Here is a 19276-nt window from a genome sequence, read left to right on the forward strand (position 1 = left end):
CTCCTCGCAGAGGGGAGGGGTCCGCGGGGGATGCCCTGCCCCTCTGCGAGGTCATGACCGATCGACCACCCGGGTCAACGACACCGCCGTCACGGTGTTCGCGACTCCGGGCAGCGCGGCGAGGATCTCCCAGATCTCGCCGATGCGATCCATCGACTCCGCCTCCAGCGTCACCAGCAGGTCGAAGTCGCCCGAGAGCACATCACACCGACGCACTTCGGGAATCTGCGCGATCTGCGAGACGACACCGCCGCCGCGCATCCGATCGCTGCGATAGACGAGCACGATGGCCGAGACCGGCGAACCGCCGGCGCGTCCGGGGACGACGCTGTAGCCGCCGATCACGCCCTGCCGCTCCATCCGCTCGATGCGCTGCTTGACCGCGTTGCGCGACAGATGCACCCGAGAGGCGAGAGTGACCAAGGGGATGCGGGCGTCGTCGGTGAGCGCCGTGAGAATCTGGCGATCGATCTGATCGAGATGAAGCCGCTCCATCGGGACCTCCTGGTTCAGTCCGTAGACTGTGCAGTATTGGCAATTGCGTGTGTCTATTATGCACCTTAGACTGGAAGATGGCACTGGAAGACGGTGCAGAACGAAGGAGTCACGATGAGCGCTCGCCCCGACCGCAAGGATCTGCACACGCTGTCCGACCTGAGCTTGGCCGTGCACGGGGGCAATCAGCTCGATTCGACCCTGGCGCTGCGCACGCCCCTCGTGATGGCCAACTCGTACCAGCTGCCCGACGACCCGAGCGAGATCAGCTGGTCGGCGACTGCACCGGGGCTCTACACCCGCAACACCGGAGTCAATCAGGCCGCACTCGAGCAGAAGCTCGCCGCGCTCGACGGAGCCGAGGACGCGGTCACCCTCGCTTCCGGAGTCGCCGCCCTGCACGCGGTGTTCTTCACTCATGTGCGCGCCGGCGACCACGTCGTCGTGAGCGACGTGGTCTATGAGGCTACGTGGCGCCTGTGGACAGAGCTGCTGCCCCAGCGCTACGGGCTCGAAGCCAGCTTCGTCGACATCAGCGACCTCGACGCGGTGCGGGCGGCCATGCGCCCCGAGACGCGTCTCGTGTGCATCGAGGCCATCGCGAATCCGACCACCAAGGTCGCCGATGTGAGCGCGGTCGCCGAGATCGCCCACTCCGCCGGCGCCATCCTCATGGTCGACTCGACGTTCTCGCCGCCGCCGTTCTACCGACCGATCCACGACGGCGCCGACCTGGTGGTGCACTCCCTCACCAAGTACCTCAACGGCCACGGCGACGCCATGGGGGGCTCGGTCTCCGGCCGGCGCGATCTCATCCAGGCGATCAAAGCCGACGCCATGGTCGACGTCGGCGGCATCATCTCGCCCTTCAACGCGTGGCAGATCCAGCGCGGCACCGTCACCCTGCCGCTGCGCCTGCGCCAGCACTTCTCGTCGGCGCTGCAGATCGCGCAGATGCTCGACGCCGACACGCGGGTCGAGTACATCTACTACCCGGGTCTCGAATCGCATCCGGACCACGCCCTCGCCGTGCGGCAGTTCGGCGGACGCGGCTTCGGAGGCATGATGGCCTTCGCCGTCACGGGCTCCCCCGACGTGCAGAACCGCTTCGTCGCGAACCTGCGACTCATCACCTCCGGGTTCTCACTCGGCCACGACGACTCGCTCATCGTGCACACGGGCACCGAGGGCGGCCGTGTCGCCACCTATCCGGCACCCTTCCGAGAGTTCGGACACCTGCGTCTGTCCGTCGGCCTCGAAGATGCCGACGACCTTCTCGCCGACCTCTCCGCCGCTCTCGATCTCACCTTCGGCAGCGCTTCGCGGTAGACAGCGGATGCGACGGCACGGATCCATTCACGTGCATCCATCTCCCTGAGACAGGCGTAGGCTGGAGACCTAGGACGGACCGTCCGAGAAGATCTCCCGGCACCGTGACCGTCCGGAAGAGGAGTCACTCGTGGCTCAGTACGACGTCTCGAACCGCTCGGCGATCGTGACGGGAGCAGGCAGCGGAATCGGACGCTCGACCGCTCTGCTGCTCGCCCAGAACGGCGCCTCCGTCGTGGTCAACGACCTGAACGCGGACAACGCGAACGCGGTCGTCGAGGAGATCCGCGCCGCCGGCGGCATCGCCGAGGCATCCGTCGGAGACGCGACGGACACCGACTGGATCGCCAGCTCGGTCGAGCTCGCGAACACGCTCGCCCCGCTGCGCATCGGCGTGAACAACGCCGGCATCGGCGGCGCATCCGCTCCCACTGCCGAGTACGACGACGCCGCGTGGGACAATGTCATCTCGATCAACCTCAACGCCGTGTTCCGCAACATGAAGGCGCAGATCCCCTCGATCCTCGCGAACGGCGGCGGCTCCGTCGTCAACATCGCGTCGATCCTCGGCAGCGTCGGCTTCGCGAACTCCCCCGCCTACGTCGCCGCCAAGCACGCCGTCGTGGGCATGACCAAGTCGGCTGCCCTCGAGTACTCCGCCCAGGGCGTGCGCGTGAACTCGGTCGGCCCCGGCTTCATCGACACCCCCCTGCTCGCCACCATGGGCGACGAGGCCAAGGCGTTCCTCGTGAGCAAGCACCCGATCGGTCGCCTCGGCCAGCCCGACGAGGTCGCGAACCTCATCGCCTTCCTCGCCAGCGACGCCGCCAGCTTCATCACCGGCAGCTACCACCTCGTCGACGGCGGCTACACCGCCCCCTGAGGCTCAGTCGCCACGCGCCGCTGTCCGCGCCGCGCCGTTTGCAGGACGAAAACACGGATGCAGGGCGAGATCGACCATCTCGCCCTGCATCCGCGCTTCTGTCCTGCATCCGGCACCGACCTACCCGTCGGCACCGGATCAGGCCACCCGACGCCCCTCCGTCACCCGAGACGGTCCAACCGCAGGGTCGCCGTGGCGCTGTGCGCGGCCATGCCCTCGGAGTCCGAGATCACCTGCACGGCGTGCGCGAGCTCGGGCGTGGCCGCACGGCTGATGCGCTGATACGTGAGCGGCTTGAGGAAGCGCGAGACCGAGAGCCCGGCGCTGTGCTTGGCCCCGCCGGCCGTGGGCAGCACGTGGTTCGTGCCCGCCATGCCCTTGTCGGAGTATGCGACCGTGCTCCAGGGCCCGAGGAAGATCGAGCCGTAGTTGCGCAGATTCTCGTGGTACCAGTCGTCGTCGGCCGTGAGCAGTTCGAGATGCTCGGGGGCGAGGTCGTCCATCAGAGCGACCGCCGTCTCGCGGTCTTTCACGACGGTGACGACGCCGTAGTCGCGCCAGGCGGCGCCGGCGATGTCGACCGTCGCCAGCGTCTCGAGCTGTCGTTCGATCTCGGCGATCACGGCATGACCGTGCTCGTCGGAGGTCGTGATGAGCGCCGCAGGCGAGTTCGGCCCGTGCTCGGCCTGCCCGAGCAGGTCAGCGGCGACGAGCACGGGGTCGGCCGTCTCATCCGAGATCACGGCGACCTCGCTCGGGCCTGCGAGCAGATCGATCGCGACCGTGCCGAACAGCTGGCGCTTGGCCTCGGCGACGTAGGCGTTGCCCGCGCCGACGAGCATGTCGACGGGCAGGTCGCCGAGCAGTCCGAACGCCATGGCTGCGAGCGCCTGCACCCCGCCGATCACGAACACCCGGTCGACACCCGACAGGTGCGCGGCGTAGACGACGGCGTCGTTCGCTCCGCCGTCGGGCTGCGGGGGCGTGCACGCGATGACGGTCGGCACGCCGGCCGCCTTGGCCACGCCCACGGTCATGAACGCGCTGGCCGTGAGCGGGAAGCGTCCGGCTGGCAGGTATGCGCCGACACGCGACACGGGGATGTACTTCGCGCCGGTCACGATGCCCGGAACGAACTCGGTCTCGAAGTCGGTCAGGTGCTCGCGGGAGGCGCGGGCGAACGCCTGCGTCCGCTCGGCGCCGAGCTCGATGGCCGCCCGCAGGTCGGGGGCGAGGCGTTCTCCGCTGCTCGCGATCTGCTCGGGGGTGAGCTCGATGTCGTTCCCCTGGTAGTTGTCGAGCTTTCGCGCGTAGTCGAGCACGGCGTCGAGGCCGCGCTCGCGGATGTCGGCGAGCATGGCCGTGACCGTCTCGATCACGGCGGGGTCGCGCTGCGCGGCGGGTGCGTCGATGAGTGGGGTCTTGAGGTGGTGGAAGTCGCCGTCGAAGCGGGCGAGCACTGCAGAGGAGTAACGCATGCAGGAAGGCTAGATCCGCTCGTAACCACGAGACAAGCCTGATGATCCTGCACCATCCATCGGGTTTACCATTGGGTGTGACGATCACCCAGCTCACCGCCTTCCTCGCCGCACTCGACGACGGATCCTTCACGGCGGCGGCGAAGACCCTCGGGATGACGCAGGCCTCGGTCTCGGAGCTGGTCGCGCGCCTCGAACGGGAACTCGGCGTCACGCTGTTCGCCCGAGGCAGCAGACGCCTCGTCCCGACGGCCGCGGCGCTCGAACTGCGGCCGCACGCCGCGCAGGCGGTCAGCGCGGTGCAGAACGGCATCGACACGATCCAGGCGCTGGCCTCGCTCGAGCGGGGCACGTGCACCTTCGGCGTGCTGCGCAACGCGGCCTATTACGCGCTCGCCGATCTGGCCGAGACATTCCATCACCGGCATCCCAATGTGCGGTTGCGCCTGGTCGGCATCAACTCGGCGCACGTCGCCCGGTCGATCGCGGCGGGCGAACTCGAGGCCGGACTGCTCGTGCTGCCGGTCGATGAAGACGGCCTCGAGGTGCGCCCGCTCTTCCGCGACGAGGTGCTCTACGCCTCCGCCACGCGGGCGCCGGAAGCCGGCCCGGTCACGATCGAGGAGGCCGCCGACGCCAAGCTCGTGCTCTACGACGCCTTCGCCGGGTGGGACGACCCGACCCGACGCCAGCTGCTCGAACGCGCACGGCTGCGGGGCCTGACCATCGAGCCGGCGGTCGAGGTCGAGCACGTCGAGACGGCCCTCAGCCTGGTCGCCGCAGGCACGGCCGACACGATCGTGTCACGTTCGATCGCCGAGTCCGACGCCTTCCCCTCCGGCATCCGCACCTTCCCCTTCGCCGAGCCGATGCACGACACGATCGCCCTGGTGCAGCGAGCGGGCGTGCTGCTCTCACCCGCGACGCAGAAGCTCGCCGAGCTCGCCGAGCGGATGCTGCGCGAACGCCTGCCGGAGCATCAGGGTCGCACGGCACTGAGCTGAGGCCGACTCCGGGTGGGCGGGCGGCGCCACCTCGCCACCCCACCGCGCGCCGTTTGCAGGACGAGAGCACGGATGCAGGACCAGATCGGCGATCCCGCCCCGCATCCGTGCTCTCGTCCTGCATCCGGCACAGGTCAGGACCCATCCGGCACGGGGGCAGTTCCTGCATCCGGCACGGGGCCGGACACGACCGATCCGTGCTCAGGTGCTGCATCCGGCACAGGGCCGGGCTTCACATACCCACTCAGTACAGGTCGGCGCGCCGATCGGCGAACAGGTCGTTGTGCGGCGGCAGCGCCTTGCCGCGGGCGGCGTCGAGCGACAGCACGGCCGTCGCCCCCATCACTGCGCGGAACGCGACGATCCAGCCCTGCTCGTCGATGATCGCCGTGCCGTCGGTCCAGTCGACGCCGCGCTCGGACCCCCATCGATCGGCGATCACCACGGGCAGTCGCGACGACCGCGCCGACGCCATCGCCTGGATCAGCTCGGGTGCATGTTCGCCGTCCGGCCGGGGCACGAGCGGCCAGTTGACCGGCAGCGCGAGCACATCCGCGCCCGCGAGCGCGAGGCGGCGCGGCACCTCGGGGAACTCGTTGTCGTAGCAGAGCGCCACGCCGAGACGACCGAACGGGGCGTCCACGACGAGTCCGGCCTCGGACCCGCTGTCGAAGACGAGCTTCTCGGCACCCCACAGATGCGACTTGCGGTAGTCGGCCAGGCGCGCGTCGCGAGTGAGCACGGCGGCGGTGTTGAAGAGCCGTTCCCCGTCTGCTTCGGCATACCCGACCACGACGACGGCATCCGCGGGGATCGCCTCCTGCAGCGTCGACCACCGCGGGTCGTCGGCGGTGAGAGCGGCACTGTGCGCCTCCTCGCGGTCCGCGAACACGTAGCCGCTGGTCGCGAGTTCCGGCAGTACGATCAGCTGCGCCTGCCGACGAGCGGCAGCAGAGATCGCCGAGCGGATGCGGTCGAGATTGTCGTCGACGTCGCCGAGCACGATCTCGGGCGACAGCGCCGCGACGCGCAGCTCAGCGGCATCCGATCCCGTCACGGACGCGCCGGGGCGCGAGAGGACAGAACCCCCTCGCGCCCCGTCGTTCTCAGTCATCTTCCGTGGCGGTGACCATCACTCCCAGCGGGGCCAGGTAGCCGTTGGGATCGATGGTCCAGTCGGCGGCGGCTGCCGCTTCGACGACCTCCGGAGCCCACTCGAGGTAGACGCGGTCGTCGCCGCCGTTGATCACGAGCACCGTGCCGGTGCCGGACTCGTCGCCCTCGACGCAGACGTACGAGCGCCAGCTGCCCTCCGGAACCGAGAAGGTGTCTCCGGCGCCCAGCGTGACGGCGGTCGACGGGTCGCCGTTGAGGGTGACCTCCCAGCGGCCGGTCTTGAACAGCAGCGCCTGCGTCTTGTCGTGGCGGTGGCGCAGCACTCCCTGACCGGCTTCGGCCCGCACCCACGCGAGGTTGAACGAGTGGGGTTCCGTGACGTTCGGCACCTGGCGACGGTTCTCGCTCATGCCGTATCCGATGGCGGTGGCGAGCTCGACGTGCCCGCCGTCGACCGCCGCGCACAGCAGCGCCGCCGACGAGTACTTGCGGTCGCCGGGCTGGATGACCCGCGAGCGCATGTCCTCGACCGTGTAGGTCGTGAGCTCGTCGATGTAGTGCTGCTTCATCGGGGTGATCAGCGGCACATCGTCGGGCAGCACGTCACCGGCGACCGTGTCGATGAGCTTGTTGTCGGCCGTGAGGTGAAGGCCGTAGGACTCCGCCTCACGCAGCACCGACGGACCCCAGATGATGCCGCCGTTGTCGTCGCGGCCGAGCACCGTGTAGAGGATGCCGTCATCCGGCCCCTCGTTCGTGAACCCGCGGAAGATCCACGTGGGGATCGTCACGATGTCTCCGTCGTGACTGATGTATTCGCCCTGCTTGCCGTCGACACCCCAGCGGAGGCGGAACTCGCCGCCGAGGTTGATGAAGACCTCCGCAGTGAAGTGCAGATGCAGGTTGTTCGAGATGCCGTTCGGCATCCCCGCGGCTCCGGTGTTGAAGCCGTGATTCACCTCGAGGTTCACGTACTGGCTCGCGTTCTGCGAGACGCCGGCGCCGATGAAGGAGTAGTTCTCCTTGCGGTCGGATCCCGGAGTGCGGCAGTCGATGAAAGCGGAGTTGCACGGCACCCAGTCGGTGCGGCGGATGGTGCGGCGTGCGATCTCGTCCGCGGGGACGATGACGTCGACCTGGTCGACGATGGCGTTGCTCATTTCTTCTTCTCCTTGTCGATCAGTCGATGATCAGTAGATGTTGCTGAAGGCTGCCGGCTCGTCGCCGCGGGTACCCGCGATCTGGGCGCGCAGAGCGATGTCGTCCCACAGGCGCACCTCCTTGACGAGGGCTCCCTGATGGAAGGTGAACTGCGAGATGCCGAGCACGTCGACGGGCTTGCCGGTGAGGCTGCCGTAGTTCGGGGCTCCGTTGTAATCGCCGACGAACTTCCAGGTGACCGCGACGCGCAGTCCCGCATAGCGGACGTCGTAGTTGGTCTGGATGTCACGGATCTCGAACTGCCCGGCGGGGAACGACTCGAGGAATCGCAGCAGTGCGCGGCGGTAGCCCTCAGGCCGGATGACGACGCGGTTGCCGACCGTGAGCAGCACGAGGTCGCGGTGGAAGAACTTCTCGACCTTCTGCAGGTCGCGGTCGTTCCACACTGTCTGGATCATGTCGATGACGGTCTCGACCTCGGAGCGGTGGTCGTCGGGACGCACGCCCGAGTCGCCCTTCGCGATCGGATCGGCGGGCGCCGGCTCGGTCCACGACCCCGTGTAGCCGCGGAAGGCCTGGGCGCGGGCGAGCTCGTCGAGGTCGTCGCCGCGTTCGAGTGCGCCGGCGAGCGAGTCGCGCACGACCCACTCCTCGACCATGCGGCCCTTGCGGTACAGGCAGTTGGCGATGGTGCGGCTGTGCGAGGAGGTCTGCAGGTGCCCCGACAGCACGAGGTGCGAGCTGAGGAACGCGTCGTCGCCGCGAGCCTCCCAGATCACGTCTTCGGCCTGGCCGGTGCGATCGGGTGTCGCCGAGATGCGCATGAGCGTTCCTTCGATGACCTCCTGTCGCGTCGTCGAGGTGCCGTAGGCGCCGTGCACGATCGAGTCGGGCTCGTAGTTGTCGCGGATGAAGCTGATCGACCGATCGACCCAGATCAGATCGGTGACCTCACGGATGAAGTCGTCGGGGTCTTGGTAGGGCAGATAGGCAACCGGGTCGAGAGACACGCGTTTCACTCCTTCGAGATGCGAAGCTGCGGTTCATCGGTGATCGCTGGCTTCTTCCTCGTCAGTGTATGCGTATGCACAAAGCAACGCAAGAGACGATCCTGCGCACACGGTGATCATCGCCGAGAGGCGGGTCAGTCAGCGCGTGCGGCCGCGAGAGTGCGCCTCGGCACGAAGACGGACTCGAAGCGCGTCTTCTCGAGCTCGGCGCTCGGATCCTCGATGCGGCGCACGATGAGGTCGGCGGCCGCGCGCGCCATGCCGGCGATGTCGTAGCCGATCGTGGCGAGGTCGATGATCGGCCAGGCCGCTTCAGGAAGGTCGTCGAAACCGAGGATCGAGAGGTCGTCCGGCACCCGCAGACCGGCACGGTGCGCGGCATTGAGCGCACCGTACGCCACCACATCGTTGCCGCAGAACAGCAGGGTCGGGCGCTCCGACCCTTCGAGGAGCTCGGATGCCGCAGCCTCGCCCTCGGCGGCTCCGTACGGCACCCGGCGCACGTGACTCTCGGGCAGCGTCACACCCTCGGCGACGAGCGCCTCCCGCAGAGCGGCCTCGCGGCTCTGCGCCGTGCTCGTGTTGCTCGGTCCGAGCACCGCGCCGACCCTGATGTGCCCGAGTGCGACAGCACGCCGAACCGCCTCGCGATAACCGGGAGCCGGGTCGACGACCGTGGCGTCCGCCTCGACGAACGAGCCGGTGCGGTTGAAGTACACGAAAGGCAGCCCGCGATCCTTGAGGCGCAGGGGCGCGACGGAGTCCACGGTGGTGGTCGCGAGGATCACGCCGTCGAGGCCGTTGGCCAGCAGTCGCTCGACGATGGTGTCGTTGTCGGCCGACTCGGTGTGCAGCATCAGCTGATACCCGAGCGTCTCGAGCTCGCGGTGCACGGGGGCGATGATGTGCGAGTAGAACTGGTTGTCGAGATCGGTCAGCAGCAGGCCGATGCGCCGCGTGCGCCCGGACGACAGAGCACGCCCCGCCTCGCTCGGCACGTAGCCCAGCAGCTGAGCCGCCTCGCGCACCCGGAGCTTCGTCGCCTCGGACACCCGCGCGTCGTCGCGCAGTGCCCGAGACACCGTCGGCTGCGAGACTCCCGCCAAGCGGGCCACATCACGACTCGTGACGACCATCTGGCGCCTCCCCCTCGATCTCAGGATTCTACCGCCCTTGACGCCCGAATGCATACGCGGTCATAATCAGCACATACGTATGCAACGGAAGGAAGGGCCATGCCCCTGCATCTCAAGACCGCGCCGACGAAGACGTTCGCGGACACCGCTCAGCAGGACGTCGCCGAGCGGGTGAGGGGAATCATCGGCGACATCCGCCAGAACGGCGACGTCGCCGTGCGGCGGTACGCCGAGCAGTTCGACAACTGGAGTCGCGACTCGTATCGGCTCTCCGATGACGAGATCACCGAGATCATCGGCACGCTCGACGCCCAGGTGATCACCGACATCGAGTTCGTGCAGAGCCAGGTGCGCCGCTTCGCTCAGGCCCAGCGCGACTCGCTGGTCGACATCGAGGTCGAGACGCTGCCCGGGGTGTTCCTCGGACAGAAGCATGTTCCGGTTCAGGCGGCCGGTGCGTACATCCCGGGAGGGAAGTACCCGCTGACGGCATCCGCGCACATGACGATCATCACCGCCAAGGTCGCCGGCGTGCCCCGCGTCGTCGCGTGCACTCCGCCCATCCGCGGCGAGATCCCCGCCGCGACCGTGGCCGCCATGAAGATGGCCGGCGCCGACGAGATCTACATCCTCGGCGGAGTGCAGGCGGTGGCGGCGATGGCCGTGGGCACCGACTCGATCGAACCGGTCAACATGATCGCCGGCCCGGGCAACGCCTACGTCGCCGAGGCCAAGCGCCAGTTGTTCGGCGAGGTCGGCATCGACCTCTTCGCCGGCCCGACCGAGATCCTCATCGTCGCCGACGAGCACGCCGATCCCTTCTTCACCGCCGTCGACCTGCTCTCCCAGGCAGAGCACGGCCCCGACTCCCCCGCCGTGCTCGTCACGACCTCGCAGGCGCTGGCGGAGGAGGTCATGGACTGGATCGAGAAGATCCTGCCCGGCATGCCCACTCGCGACTACGCCGGCCCGGCCTGGCGCGACTGGGGACAGGTGATCGTCGCGGACGACCTCGACGAGGCCTATCGGATCGCCGACGACTTCGCCTTCGAGCACGTGCAGATCTTCACGCAGAACCCGCGCGAGGCACTGACGCGGATGCACGACTACGGCGCGCTGTTCCTCGGCGAGAACACCTGCGTCTCCTACGGCGACAAGGTGATCGGCACCAACCACGTGCTGCCGACGCTCGGCGCCGCGAGGTACACCGGCGGACTCTGGGTGGGCAAGTACCTGCGCACGGTGACCTATCAGGAGATCCAGAACAGCGAGTCGTCGGCCGAGCTCGGAGCCGTGTGCGGCCGCGCTGCACGAGTCGAGCTCTTCGAAGGTCATGCCCGCTCGGGCGATGCCCGCGCCTGGAGGCACGCCGGCACGGAGTTCGCCTGGATCGACGAGAGTCACGCGGCGGTCGGCGCGGAGTCGCGATGACCGACCTCGCCGGTCGCACGGCCGTGGTCACCGGCGGCGGCAGCGGACTCGGGGCGGCCATCGCCCGGTCCCTGCACGCCGCCGGTGCGCACGTGGTCGTGGTCGGGAGGGACGCCGAGAAGCTCGACCGCGTCGTCGCCGACCTCGGTTCACGGACACGCGGAATGACCTGCGACGTGTCGGATCCGGCATCCGTCGACAGGCTGCGGGAGCAGCTGGCGGACACCGAGGTGTCGATCCTGGTGAACAACGCCGGCATCCCGGGTCCGGTCGCAGCGCTCACCGACATCGAGGTCGACGACTGGGACGAGGTCTTCGCCGTGAACGTGCGCGGCACGTTCCTGCTCTGCAAGGCATTCCTGCCCGGCATGGTCGAACGCGGCGACGGCGACGTCATCAACGTGGCCTCCGTCTCGGGCAAGCGTCCGCTCGCGCACCGCACGCCGTACTGCGCGTCGAAGATGGCCGTGATCGGGCTCACCTCGACGCTCGCGTTCGAGGTCGGACCGGCAGGTGTGCGGGTGAACTCGCTGTCGCCGGGCCCGGTGCAGGGACCGCGCATGGAGCGCAACTTCCGCCTCGAGGCCGCGAGATCGGGCACGAGCATCGACGACGCCGAGCAGGCGTTCGTCTCGCGCGCGGCGCTCGGACGCATGGTCACAGAAGAAGAGGTGGGCGCAGCGGTCATCGCGATGCTCGGGATGCCAGGCATGTGCGGTGCCGACATCGATCTCTCAGCAGGAATGGTCGCATGACGCGGTCGCTGCGAGCCCGAGCGCTCGCCGGCGAGAAGCTGATCGGGGCACTGCTCCGGATGCCGTCGGAAGAGCTGGTCGAGATGCTCGCCGTCGCCGAGTTCGACTTCGTGCTGATCGACTGCGAGCACGGCCCCGCCGACGTCGTCGCGCTGCGGCAGCACATCGCGCTGGCCCAGGTGCACGGCGTGCCGGTGATCGTGCGCGTCGGCGAGGGCGACCGCGGCCAGATCCTGCGGGTGCTCGACCAGGGAGCCCAGGGCATCCTCGCCCCTCACCTCGACACGACAGCGGATGCCGAGGCGCTGGTCTCTGCGGCGATGTACCCGCCGGTCGGGTTGCGCGGATTCGCGACCTACAGCCGGGCCGGACGCTTCGGTCTCATCGACCCCTCAGAGCACCGCCACTGGTGGCTCGAGAACACTCTCGTGCTCGGGATGATCGAATCGCCCGGCGGGGTCGCAGACGTCGAGGGCATCGCCACGGTGCCACGACTCGACGGCATCATGGTCGGCCCCGCCGACCTCGCGGCGTCGAGTGGACCGGATGATCGACCGCTGCCCGAGGCGATCGCTGCGGTGCATTCGGCGCTGGCCAGGGTCGGTTCACTGCGCATGGACATCGTCGGCACGAGGGATGCGGCGAGCGCGGCCTTCGCCGACGGAGCCGACCTCGTCGTCTACAACCTCGCGTCCTCTCTCATGGCGCATCTGCGCGGCCTCGCGGCGCCCGAGCGCTGAGCGCTCCCCGCATCCCGCGCCGCCCGCGCCGCCCGCGCCCCGCCACCCACCGTCGATTCGGAGGAGATCTGCGATACGGAGGTCACCTCCCCCGCCTCCACTCTCCGAATCGCGGATGTCCTCCCGACTGCCGCAGCACCACAAGCCGAGGCGCAGCGAACCCGAGGTCAGACGACGATGCCGGCCAGTCGCTGCTGCGACCTCCACGACCGGACGAGACGCCCGAACTCACGCGGCCGCTCGAGTGGCAGCAGGTGGCCGGCATCCAGGGTGACGAGACGGGCGTCAGGCATCGCCGACACGATCTCGGTGTGGAAGTGAGGCGGACAGATGGCGTCGTCGAGCCCCGAGACGACGAGGGTCGGCATCGTCAATCCGGTGATCCGCGAGAGCAGGTCGGTGCGCGTGAGTTGCATCCGCAGTTGAGCGCGCAGCCGGTCGGCACCGGTCTCCTCCCCCATGCGCAGAGTCCGCTCCACGAGCTCGGGCCGCTCTCGCACGAGCGCCTCCCCGAGCAGAGGAATGAGGATGCCGTCCTGCAGCGCGCGCGGCTCGACGCCCTCGTCGAGTGCCGTGAGCCACCCGCCCCATCCGGAACGCTGCGCGTCGGTCGGCGCCTTGGCATTGGTCGACACGAGGCAGAGGCCGGCCACCCTCTGAGGCGCGGCGAGGGCGAGAGCCATGCCGACGATGCCCCCGAGGGAGTGGCCGACGAGCACGAAGGTCTCGGGCAGATCCCGGAGCAGCGCCGCCACCTGCTCGCCGATCGAGGGACGATCCAGCACCGGCCGGACCGCCCCCTCGAACCGCGCATCCGTCCACAGGTCGGCCGTGCAGTTCATGCCCGCGAGGAGCACGAGCGGCGGCACCGCGGCAGCCACCTCAGCCCTTCACGGCACCGTCGCTGAGACCCGCGACGAGATACTTCTGCGCGATGAACGCGATCACGAACACCGGGATCGTCAACAGCATCGACGCCGCTCCCGCCTGCTGCAGCATCGGCAGGGTCTGCCCGAGCTGCGTGGCGATGAACACGGGCACCGTCTTCGACGAGGTGTCGGTGAGCACGAGCGCGGTGAGGTACTCCTGGAAGGCGAACAGGAACACGAAGATGCCGGCGGTCAGGATCCCCGGCCCCATCAGCGGGATCATGACCCTGCGCAGCATCCCGATCCTGGTGCAGCCGTCGATCATGGCCGCCTCGTCGAGCTCCTTCGGAATCTCGGCGAAGAAGTTGCGCAGCAGCCAGATCGTGAACGGCTGGTTGATCGCGACGAGGGCGATCGCGAGCGCGAACGTGGTGTCGTAGATGCCGAGCGCGCGGCTGATGTCGTACATCGGCAGCACCACCGCGAAGCGGGGCAGCGCACGGAAGATCAGTGCGAGCACGAGCAGCAGCGCCGAGACGTAGCTGGGGAACCGCGACAGCGCATAGGCCGCCGGGATGCCGATCGCCAGCGCGATCACGGTGGACACGACCGCCACGACCACGGTGTTCACGAGGTAGTCGGCGAAGTACGTGGTCTGCCACAGATCGACGAACGCCTGCAGGGTCGGCTGGTAGTCCCAGAGCACCGGCGGGTTGGCGAAGGCGACGTCGGTGGGCTTGGTCACCGACAGCGTCATCCAGATGAACGGGCTCAGCATCACGATGCAGAGGATGCCGAGCAGCAGCCCCGTGATCACCGGCGGGCGGTTGGGGCCGCGGCGACGGCGCTTCGGCACGCCCTTCGTGACGATGGCCCTCGTCGAGAGTTCTGCGGAGGTGAGACTCATCGTTCGGCCTTCGCTTCCTTGAAGATGCCCCGGATGAACGGGATCAGCATGATGAGGATCAGGAGGATGGTGAGCACGTTGATCGCGCTGCCGAGACCGAGGTTCTCGGCGCCATCGGCGAATGCCACGGAGTAGACGTAGAGCATGATCGATTCGTTGCCGATGTTCTGCGCCTGCGGCGACAGCGGGATCAGGTTGTCGAACATGCGCAGCACATCCATGATCGTGATCAGCGTCACGAATCCGAGCACTCCGCGGATGGTCGGGATGATCACGTTGAGGTGCGTCTGGAAGCCGTTGGCGCCATCGATCTTCGCCGCCTCCTTCAGCTCGTTCGGCACGCCCTGGAGTCCGGCCAGGATGATCAGCATCGCGAACGGGAGCATGTGCCAGACGGTGTTGGCGATCACGAGGATCGCGTTGGGCACCTGGTCGGTGAACCAGAGCACCTGCGACCCGCCGAAGAAGCCGATCAGGCGGTTCACCACACCGCCGAAGTTGTCGTCGAAGAGCCACGAGAAGGCGACGGCGCCGACGAGGTTCGGCAGCACGTACGAGACGAGCATGATGCCGAGCACGAGCGGACGCGACGTGGTGATGCGGTTGATGCCGGTGGCGATGATGTACCCGAAGACGAGCAGGATCGCCGTGGTGACGATCGTGACGGCGACCGTGAACATCACCGCCTTGTGGAAACGGGGGTCCGTCAGCGCGTCGGTGAAGTTCTCCAACCCGATGAAGGTGCCTGGTGTGCCGTAGCGGACCTGCTCGAAGCTCCACTGCACCGTGCGCACCAGCGGCAGCACGAGCAGTGCACCCATCACCAGCAGGCTCGGAGCGAAGAGCAGCCAGAATTCGCGTGCCTTCATGTGCGTCCTCCCTTGGACGGACTGTGGCCTGAACTCACGCTCAGGCCACAGTCATGGACGGTCGGATCGGGGTCAGCCGGCGATCTTCTCGCCGGCGGCCTGCATCTGGGCGAGCCCGTCGTCGACGGACACCTGGCCGTTGAGGATCGAGACCAGGATCGGCCGGATCTCGTTGGTGATGTCGGCGATGACCGGCGACACGATCGGCGGCATGGCGCTCGCGATCGAGTCGTTGGCGGCGGCACCGTACGGGGAGTTCTCCTCCGTCACCATGCCCTCGCGGGCCGGGTAGGCGGCGGGGACGGATGCCGTGGAGGCGTCCTCGCTGACGGCGGACGCCATCATCTGGAAGAGCATGTCGTGGTCGAGCTTGGTGTTGAAGGGGATCGACCAGCCGTCGATCGAGAGGCGGTTGTAGGAGTACTCGGCGTCGTCGGAGACCTTGGGCGCACCGGCGAATCCGAAGGAGTCGGACAGCTTGGAGTTCGCGGGCAGGGTCAGGTCGAACATGCGACCGGAGAACATGATCGACATGGCCGCCGTGCCGTTGAACATCTGCTGCTGCACCTTGGGCTGGTCGAAGGTCGTGACCTGCGGGTCCATGTAGGGCTTGAGTGCGAGCATCGCTTCGACGGCCTGCTTCGCCTCGGGTCCGTCGAGCGTGACCTCGCCGTCTGCGGTGACGAAGTCGGCGCCGAGGGAGTTCATCGCCCCTTCGAAGCCGGTCGTCACGTCGGCCGTGGCGAGCCAGGGCAGCGCGATCGGATAGTCCATGAGGCCCTCTGCCTTGATCGCCTCGGCCGCGGCGATCATCTCGTCGAAGGTGGTCGGCACGTCGAGGCCGAGGTCTTCGAAGATGTCGGTGCGGTAGGCCATGACGAACATCTGCGCCTGCATCGGGATGGCGTAGATGTCGCCGTCGTAGGACATGCCCTCGACCATCGACTCGCTGATCTCGCCGAGCCCGTAGTCCTCGCCATACTTGTCCCAGAGGTCGTTCAGCGGAACGAGCTTCTCCTCTTCGCCGAAGCCGGGGATGACGAATCCGTAGGTCTCGATGATGTCGTAGGTGCCCGTGTCGCCGGCCAGGGTGGCCGTGGTCTTGGTCACCTGCCCGCCGAAGTCGATCGGATCGTGCTTCAGCGTCACGTCATCGGTCGAACAGCTCTTGACCATGGTGTCGGTGAAGGGGTCGATGGCGGAGGAATTGTAGGCGAGGACGTTGACCGTGGTCTTGCCCTCGGGAGCCGTGTAGTCGCACGACACCGTTGTCGCGTTCTCATTGTCGGTTCGGGTCCCGGCGCCGCAGCTGGAGAGGGCGATCATGCCCACTGCTGCGAGGGCGAGTACCGGCAGTGCTCGATGCTTGATGTGTCCCATGACGCTGATGGTATACGTATGCAATCGACTTAGGGAAGCCTATGTTCCCGGAAACTTTCTGGATTGAATACGTATACTGCGAAAACCCGCGATACGCGAGGACGAACACCCTTCGGCATCACTCTCACGGCCCGCCGCGGCCGACCCGAACTGCTACTCCCGAACCCTGCGCTTCTCGAGCACTCCGGCGAGAAGCACCGCGACCAGAGCCGCAGCCGGGGCCACGATCAACCCGGCCCGCAGGCTCTCGGTGTCGGCGATGAACCCGACGATCGGCGGTGACAGCAGGAAGCCGAGCCGCAGCAGCCACGACACGACCGTGAGCCCCACTCCCGGTCGCAGGCCGGGCAGTTCGTCCGCCGCATGCATGGCGGCCGGGATGAGCGTCGCGATGCCGAAGCCGACGGCGGCGAATCCGGCGATGGTTCCCGGCACGCTCGGGAAGATGAGCGCGAGTGTCATGCCCGCTGCGGCGATCAGTCCTCCGACGCGGGCCACCGCGCGCTGCCCGAACCGGTCGGTCATGCCGTCGCCCAGCATCCGGCCGATGAACTGTGCGCCGACGAGCGCGATGAATCCGAGCGGCGCGATGGCGGCCGCGGCGCCGAGCGATTCACTCAGATAGAGAGTCGCCCACGAGTTGCCGGCGTCTTCGGCCACGGCACCGGCCATCGCGATGAGCGTGAGCGCGATGATGATCATCACGGTGCGAGGGCTGACTCCGCGGCGCACGGCGCCGCCCAGCTCGACCGGCTCGGCCGTCGCCTCCGCATCCGCCTCCTCATCGCGTCCGGGCAGGCAGAACCAGAGCGCGGTGAAGGCGACGGCCGCGAACACCGCGGTCGAGATGCCGAGATGCACGCCGAGCGGCAGCTGCAGGGCGATCGCGGCCGCGGCCATGCCTCCGCCGAGAACCGCGCCGATCGACCAGATGGCGTGGAACGAGTTGATGATCGAGCGGCCGTATCGCCGCTGCACGTGCAGACCGTGCGCGTTCTGCGCGACGTCGGTGATCGCGTCGGATGCCCCGCCGAGCAGAAGGGCGACGGCGAAGAGGATGCCGGAGGGCGCCAGTGCGGCCGCGAGCAGGCCGAGCCCCGTGGCGATCGTGCCGAACACGGCGATCCGCGCCGAGCCGAATCGACGGATCAGCACGGCGGCGAGAAGACCCGCGGCGATCGCGCCGGCAGGGAAGGCCGCGATCGCAAGGCCGTACCCGGCGTTGTCGAGCCCCAGAGCAGCCTTGATCTCGGGGTAGCGGGGCAGGATGTTGGCGAACAGTGCGCCGTTCGTGAGGAACAGCGCCGAGACCGCGATGCGCGCTCGGCGCGACGCCTGGTCGACAGCCGGCCGTCGAATCGATTCGATCGAAGTCATAGCAACGACCGTACACGTCGAGGGACGCCGTCGAAAATCGCCTTCCGCATCGCGTATGCCACCCGTGCGGCGATCGCGATCGACCTCAGTGGAGCTGCGGTTCGCCCTGTGCGATCTCTTCGGCGATCACGGATGCCGCAGCGACCGCTGCCTTGGCGGCATCCAGGTCGTCGAACTGGCCGATGAAGTCGGACTGCGCTCCGAAAGCCCGAAAGCCCTCACGCGGCGTCCCCGTGATCGATCCGAGGAACTGGCGCCGGTCATTGCCGACGTGGAAGCCGGGATCGACCTCGACCCACAGCCCTCGCGTCCGCGAGGCGCCTCGCACCCGCGCGCTCGTCGCCGCCTTCGCGGCATTTCTGATTCGTACGGACATGGCTCACGCAGTCATCGCGTGCAGCACACGCGACCCCGTGAGCGCCGGAGCGAACTCAGCCCGAGTGAGGTCGAGCCCGCCGGCCGAGTTCGCCGCGTTCATCATCGAGACCACCAGCGAGCGGTCGATGCTCGGCTCCTCGTCCATGGCGAACCGGAGGGGGATGGAGGCGTGCACCCAGAGCGTCTCGATGGCGCCGTCGCCGATCGAGAGGGTCAGGGGGAAGGACTCGTTGCGCCGCAGCTTGGTCACGATCACCAGCCGCAGGTGGGTCAGCAGCTCGTCGTCGATCTCGATCGGTGCGGCGGTGCTTCCGTAGGTCAGGTAACCCATGTTCTCTCCCTCACGCTCAGACTGGCTTGAGAAATAGATTACTAGGTTACCTAGCTAAATCCCAGTCGGACGTCAGGGAAGGTCGCCGATCTCTTCCGTCAAGCGGTGCAGGAACCGTGAGATCGCATCGGTCTGCTCGGGCGTGAACTCGTCGGCGAGGGCGGCGATGCGCTGCGTGAGCTCGTCGCCGGGCGAGTGGAGATCGCGCAGAGAGGGTCGCAGAACCTTCGATCGCGCGTCGGCCGGATGCGGGGCGACGACGATCTGGCCGCGCTCCTGCAAACGGCGCAGCAGACTCGTGATCGCGGCCGTGCTCACGTTCAGGTGCGCAGCGAGTCCTCCCGGGGTCGCGGGAGCATCCGCCGGCGCCTCCGTGATGTACCTCATGGCCTCACGATCGGTGTCATTGGGCGCGCGCAGCGCGGCGAGACGACGGCCCAGCTGCGCCTCGGCGCGACGGAGTTCGTCGACCCGAGCGACGAGATCGGTCGACGTCGTTCTGATGTCGGTCCTGCTGGCCATGTGTCACCCCCTGACCCCTCCATTCTACTCGAAAGACAGGTAACGAGGTGGCCTAGCGAATTCCAATGCCACCAGGGACTCTGATCGGGTGCGAAGATAGAACAC

The 19276-nt window shown here is 68.0% G+C and carries 20 protein-coding genes; 6 read left to right on the top strand and 14 right to left on the bottom strand.

From position 1 onward, the window contains the following. Positions 1 to 51: 51 nt before the first annotated feature. Positions 52 to 495, bottom strand: coding sequence for an Lrp/AsnC family transcriptional regulator (locus ACZZZQ_RS06050; protein WP_295103972.1), 444 nt, complete (start codon positions 493 to 495; stop codon positions 52 to 54). A gap of 114 nt (positions 496 to 609) precedes the next feature. Between ACZZZQ_RS06050 and ACZZZQ_RS06055 the strand changes: the two genes are divergently transcribed. Then, positions 610 to 1824: a trans-sulfuration enzyme family protein gene (locus tag ACZZZQ_RS06055; protein ID WP_463507115.1), complete on the top strand. Its 1215-nt coding sequence runs from the start codon at positions 610 to 612 to the stop codon at positions 1822 to 1824. A 130-nt stretch (positions 1825 to 1954) separates the two neighbouring features. Then, complete coding sequence (locus tag ACZZZQ_RS06060) at positions 1955 to 2707, top strand: SDR family NAD(P)-dependent oxidoreductase (RefSeq protein WP_463507116.1); 753 nt, start codon at positions 1955 to 1957, stop codon at positions 2705 to 2707. A gap of 161 nt (positions 2708 to 2868) precedes the next feature. Here the strand turns inward: ACZZZQ_RS06060 and hisD (ACZZZQ_RS06065) are convergent, their stop codons facing one another. After that, positions 2869 to 4185, bottom strand: coding sequence for a histidinol dehydrogenase (hisD, locus tag ACZZZQ_RS06065; RefSeq protein WP_463507117.1), 1317 nt, complete (start codon positions 4183 to 4185; stop codon positions 2869 to 2871). A 77-nt stretch (positions 4186 to 4262) separates the two neighbouring features. Between hisD (ACZZZQ_RS06065) and ACZZZQ_RS06070 the strand changes: the two genes are divergently transcribed. Then, positions 4263 to 5189 carry a LysR family transcriptional regulator gene (locus ACZZZQ_RS06070; protein ID WP_463507118.1) on the top strand — a complete coding sequence of 309 codons (927 nt, stop codon included), beginning with the start codon at positions 4263 to 4265 and terminating at the stop codon, positions 5187 to 5189. 244 nt (positions 5190 to 5433) lie between these two features. On the opposite strand, the gene ACZZZQ_RS06075 is transcribed toward ACZZZQ_RS06070, so the two are convergent. The 4 genes from ACZZZQ_RS06075 to ACZZZQ_RS06090 form a co-directional block, all read right to left on the bottom strand. Next, a complete protein-coding gene (locus tag ACZZZQ_RS06075) occupies positions 5434 to 6303 on the bottom strand; it encodes a nitrilase-related carbon-nitrogen hydrolase (RefSeq protein ID WP_463507119.1) in 870 nt (289 codons plus the stop codon). Then, positions 6296 to 7465: a cupin domain-containing protein gene (locus ACZZZQ_RS06080; RefSeq protein WP_053098471.1), complete on the bottom strand. Its 1170-nt coding sequence runs from the start codon at positions 7463 to 7465 to the stop codon at positions 6296 to 6298. Before ACZZZQ_RS06080 ends, ACZZZQ_RS06075 begins: the two co-directional genes overlap by 8 nt. Positions 7466 to 7495: 30 nt before the next feature. Beyond that, positions 7496 to 8476, bottom strand: a complete 981-nt coding sequence (locus tag ACZZZQ_RS06085) for a nuclear transport factor 2 family protein (protein ID WP_053098470.1) — start codon at positions 8474 to 8476, stop codon at positions 7496 to 7498. Positions 8477 to 8610: 134 nt separating this feature from the next. Further along, positions 8611 to 9612: a LacI family DNA-binding transcriptional regulator gene (locus ACZZZQ_RS06090; protein WP_463507120.1), complete on the bottom strand. Its 1002-nt coding sequence runs from the start codon at positions 9610 to 9612 to the stop codon at positions 8611 to 8613. A gap of 99 nt (positions 9613 to 9711) precedes the next feature. Here ACZZZQ_RS06090 and hisD (ACZZZQ_RS06095) point away from each other — a divergent pair, with 99 nt between their 5' ends. From hisD (ACZZZQ_RS06095) to ACZZZQ_RS06105, 3 genes are read left to right on the top strand one after another with little or no spacing between them, the layout of a single operon-like run. Continuing rightward, complete coding sequence (gene hisD / locus ACZZZQ_RS06095; RefSeq protein WP_463498167.1) at positions 9712 to 11043, top strand: histidinol dehydrogenase; 1332 nt, start codon at positions 9712 to 9714, stop codon at positions 11041 to 11043. Further along, positions 11040 to 11798: an SDR family NAD(P)-dependent oxidoreductase gene (locus tag ACZZZQ_RS06100; protein ID WP_056276223.1), complete on the top strand. Its 759-nt coding sequence runs from the start codon at positions 11040 to 11042 to the stop codon at positions 11796 to 11798. The genes hisD (ACZZZQ_RS06095) and ACZZZQ_RS06100 overlap by 4 nt, the downstream gene beginning before the upstream one ends. After that, positions 11795 to 12538, top strand: coding sequence for an HpcH/HpaI aldolase family protein (locus ACZZZQ_RS06105; RefSeq protein ID WP_463507121.1), 744 nt, complete (start codon positions 11795 to 11797; stop codon positions 12536 to 12538). Before ACZZZQ_RS06100 ends, ACZZZQ_RS06105 begins: the two co-directional genes overlap by 4 nt. 167 nt (positions 12539 to 12705) lie before the next feature. Here the strand turns inward: ACZZZQ_RS06105 and ACZZZQ_RS06110 are convergent, their stop codons facing one another. The 8 genes from ACZZZQ_RS06110 to ACZZZQ_RS06145 form a co-directional block, all read right to left on the bottom strand. After that, positions 12706 to 13419, bottom strand: a complete 714-nt coding sequence (locus tag ACZZZQ_RS06110) for an alpha/beta fold hydrolase (protein ID WP_463498171.1) — start codon at positions 13417 to 13419, stop codon at positions 12706 to 12708. Between the two features lies 1 nt (position 13420). Continuing rightward, a complete protein-coding gene (locus tag ACZZZQ_RS06115; RefSeq protein ID WP_056276215.1) occupies positions 13421 to 14314 on the bottom strand; it encodes a carbohydrate ABC transporter permease in 894 nt (297 codons plus the stop codon). Continuing rightward, positions 14311 to 15183 (bottom strand): carbohydrate ABC transporter permease, encoded by an 873-nt coding sequence (locus tag ACZZZQ_RS06120; RefSeq protein ID WP_056276212.1) that lies wholly within the window; start codon positions 15181 to 15183, stop codon positions 14311 to 14313. The genes ACZZZQ_RS06115 and ACZZZQ_RS06120 overlap by 4 nt, the downstream gene beginning before the upstream one ends. Positions 15184 to 15255: 72 nt before the next feature. Next, the gene (locus ACZZZQ_RS06125; RefSeq protein WP_053098462.1) at positions 15256 to 16563 is read right to left on the bottom strand and encodes an ABC transporter substrate-binding protein; all 1308 of its coding nucleotides are present in this window, start codon (positions 16561 to 16563) and stop codon (positions 15256 to 15258) included. A 153-nt stretch (positions 16564 to 16716) separates the two neighbouring features. Then, on the bottom strand, positions 16717 to 17940 hold the full coding sequence (locus ACZZZQ_RS06130) for an MFS transporter (RefSeq protein WP_463507122.1): 1224 nt from the start codon (positions 17938 to 17940) through the stop codon (positions 16717 to 16719). Between the two features lie 85 nt (positions 17941 to 18025). Further along, positions 18026 to 18316, bottom strand: coding sequence for a hypothetical protein (locus tag ACZZZQ_RS06135; protein WP_157557383.1), 291 nt, complete (start codon positions 18314 to 18316; stop codon positions 18026 to 18028). A 3-nt stretch (positions 18317 to 18319) separates the two neighbouring features. Then, positions 18320 to 18649, bottom strand: coding sequence for a DUF7882 family protein (locus ACZZZQ_RS06140; protein ID WP_285363716.1), 330 nt, complete (start codon positions 18647 to 18649; stop codon positions 18320 to 18322). 72 nt (positions 18650 to 18721) lie between these two features. Continuing rightward, a complete protein-coding gene (locus tag ACZZZQ_RS06145; RefSeq protein WP_056276197.1) occupies positions 18722 to 19171 on the bottom strand; it encodes a MarR family winged helix-turn-helix transcriptional regulator in 450 nt (149 codons plus the stop codon). Between the last annotated feature and the right edge of the window lie 105 nt (positions 19172 to 19276).

The organism is Microbacterium sp. AC132 (genome assembly GCF_979258525.1).

Excerpts from the sequence above, each read along its gene's own strand:
- ACZZZQ_RS06050 (WP_295103972.1), bottom strand. The coding sequence starts at position 495 with ATGGAGCGGCTTCATCTCGATCAGATCGATCGCCAGATTCTCACGGCG.
- ACZZZQ_RS06055 (WP_463507115.1), top strand. The coding sequence starts at position 610 with ATGAGCGCTCGCCCCGACCGCAAGGATCTGCACACGCTGTCCGACCTG.
- hisD (WP_463507117.1), bottom strand. The coding sequence starts at position 4,185 with ATGCGTTACTCCTCTGCAGTGCTCGCCCGCTTCGACGGCGACTTCCAC.
- ACZZZQ_RS06075 (WP_463507119.1), bottom strand. The coding sequence starts at position 6,303 with ATGACTGAGAACGACGGGGCGCGAGGGGGTTCTGTCCTCTCGCGCCCC.
- ACZZZQ_RS06080 (WP_053098471.1), bottom strand. The coding sequence starts at position 7,465 with ATGAGCAACGCCATCGTCGACCAGGTCGACGTCATCGTCCCCGCGGAC.
- ACZZZQ_RS06090 (WP_463507120.1), bottom strand. The coding sequence starts at position 9,612 with ATGGTCGTCACGAGTCGTGATGTGGCCCGCTTGGCGGGAGTCTCGCAG.
- hisD (WP_463498167.1), top strand. The coding sequence starts at position 9,712 with ATGCCCCTGCATCTCAAGACCGCGCCGACGAAGACGTTCGCGGACACC.
- ACZZZQ_RS06100 (WP_056276223.1), top strand. The coding sequence starts at position 11,040 with ATGACCGACCTCGCCGGTCGCACGGCCGTGGTCACCGGCGGCGGCAGC.
- ACZZZQ_RS06105 (WP_463507121.1), top strand. The coding sequence starts at position 11,795 with ATGACGCGGTCGCTGCGAGCCCGAGCGCTCGCCGGCGAGAAGCTGATC.
- ACZZZQ_RS06115 (WP_056276215.1), bottom strand. The coding sequence starts at position 14,314 with ATGAGTCTCACCTCCGCAGAACTCTCGACGAGGGCCATCGTCACGAAG.
- ACZZZQ_RS06120 (WP_056276212.1), bottom strand. The coding sequence starts at position 15,183 with ATGAAGGCACGCGAATTCTGGCTGCTCTTCGCTCCGAGCCTGCTGGTG.
- ACZZZQ_RS06125 (WP_053098462.1), bottom strand. The coding sequence starts at position 16,563 with ATGGGACACATCAAGCATCGAGCACTGCCGGTACTCGCCCTCGCAGCA.
- ACZZZQ_RS06130 (WP_463507122.1), bottom strand. The coding sequence starts at position 17,940 with ATGACTTCGATCGAATCGATTCGACGGCCGGCTGTCGACCAGGCGTCG.
- ACZZZQ_RS06135 (WP_157557383.1), bottom strand. The coding sequence starts at position 18,316 with ATGTCCGTACGAATCAGAAATGCCGCGAAGGCGGCGACGAGCGCGCGG.
- ACZZZQ_RS06140 (WP_285363716.1), bottom strand. The coding sequence starts at position 18,649 with ATGGGTTACCTGACCTACGGAAGCACCGCCGCACCGATCGAGATCGAC.
- ACZZZQ_RS06145 (WP_056276197.1), bottom strand. The coding sequence starts at position 19,171 with ATGGCCAGCAGGACCGACATCAGAACGACGTCGACCGATCTCGTCGCT.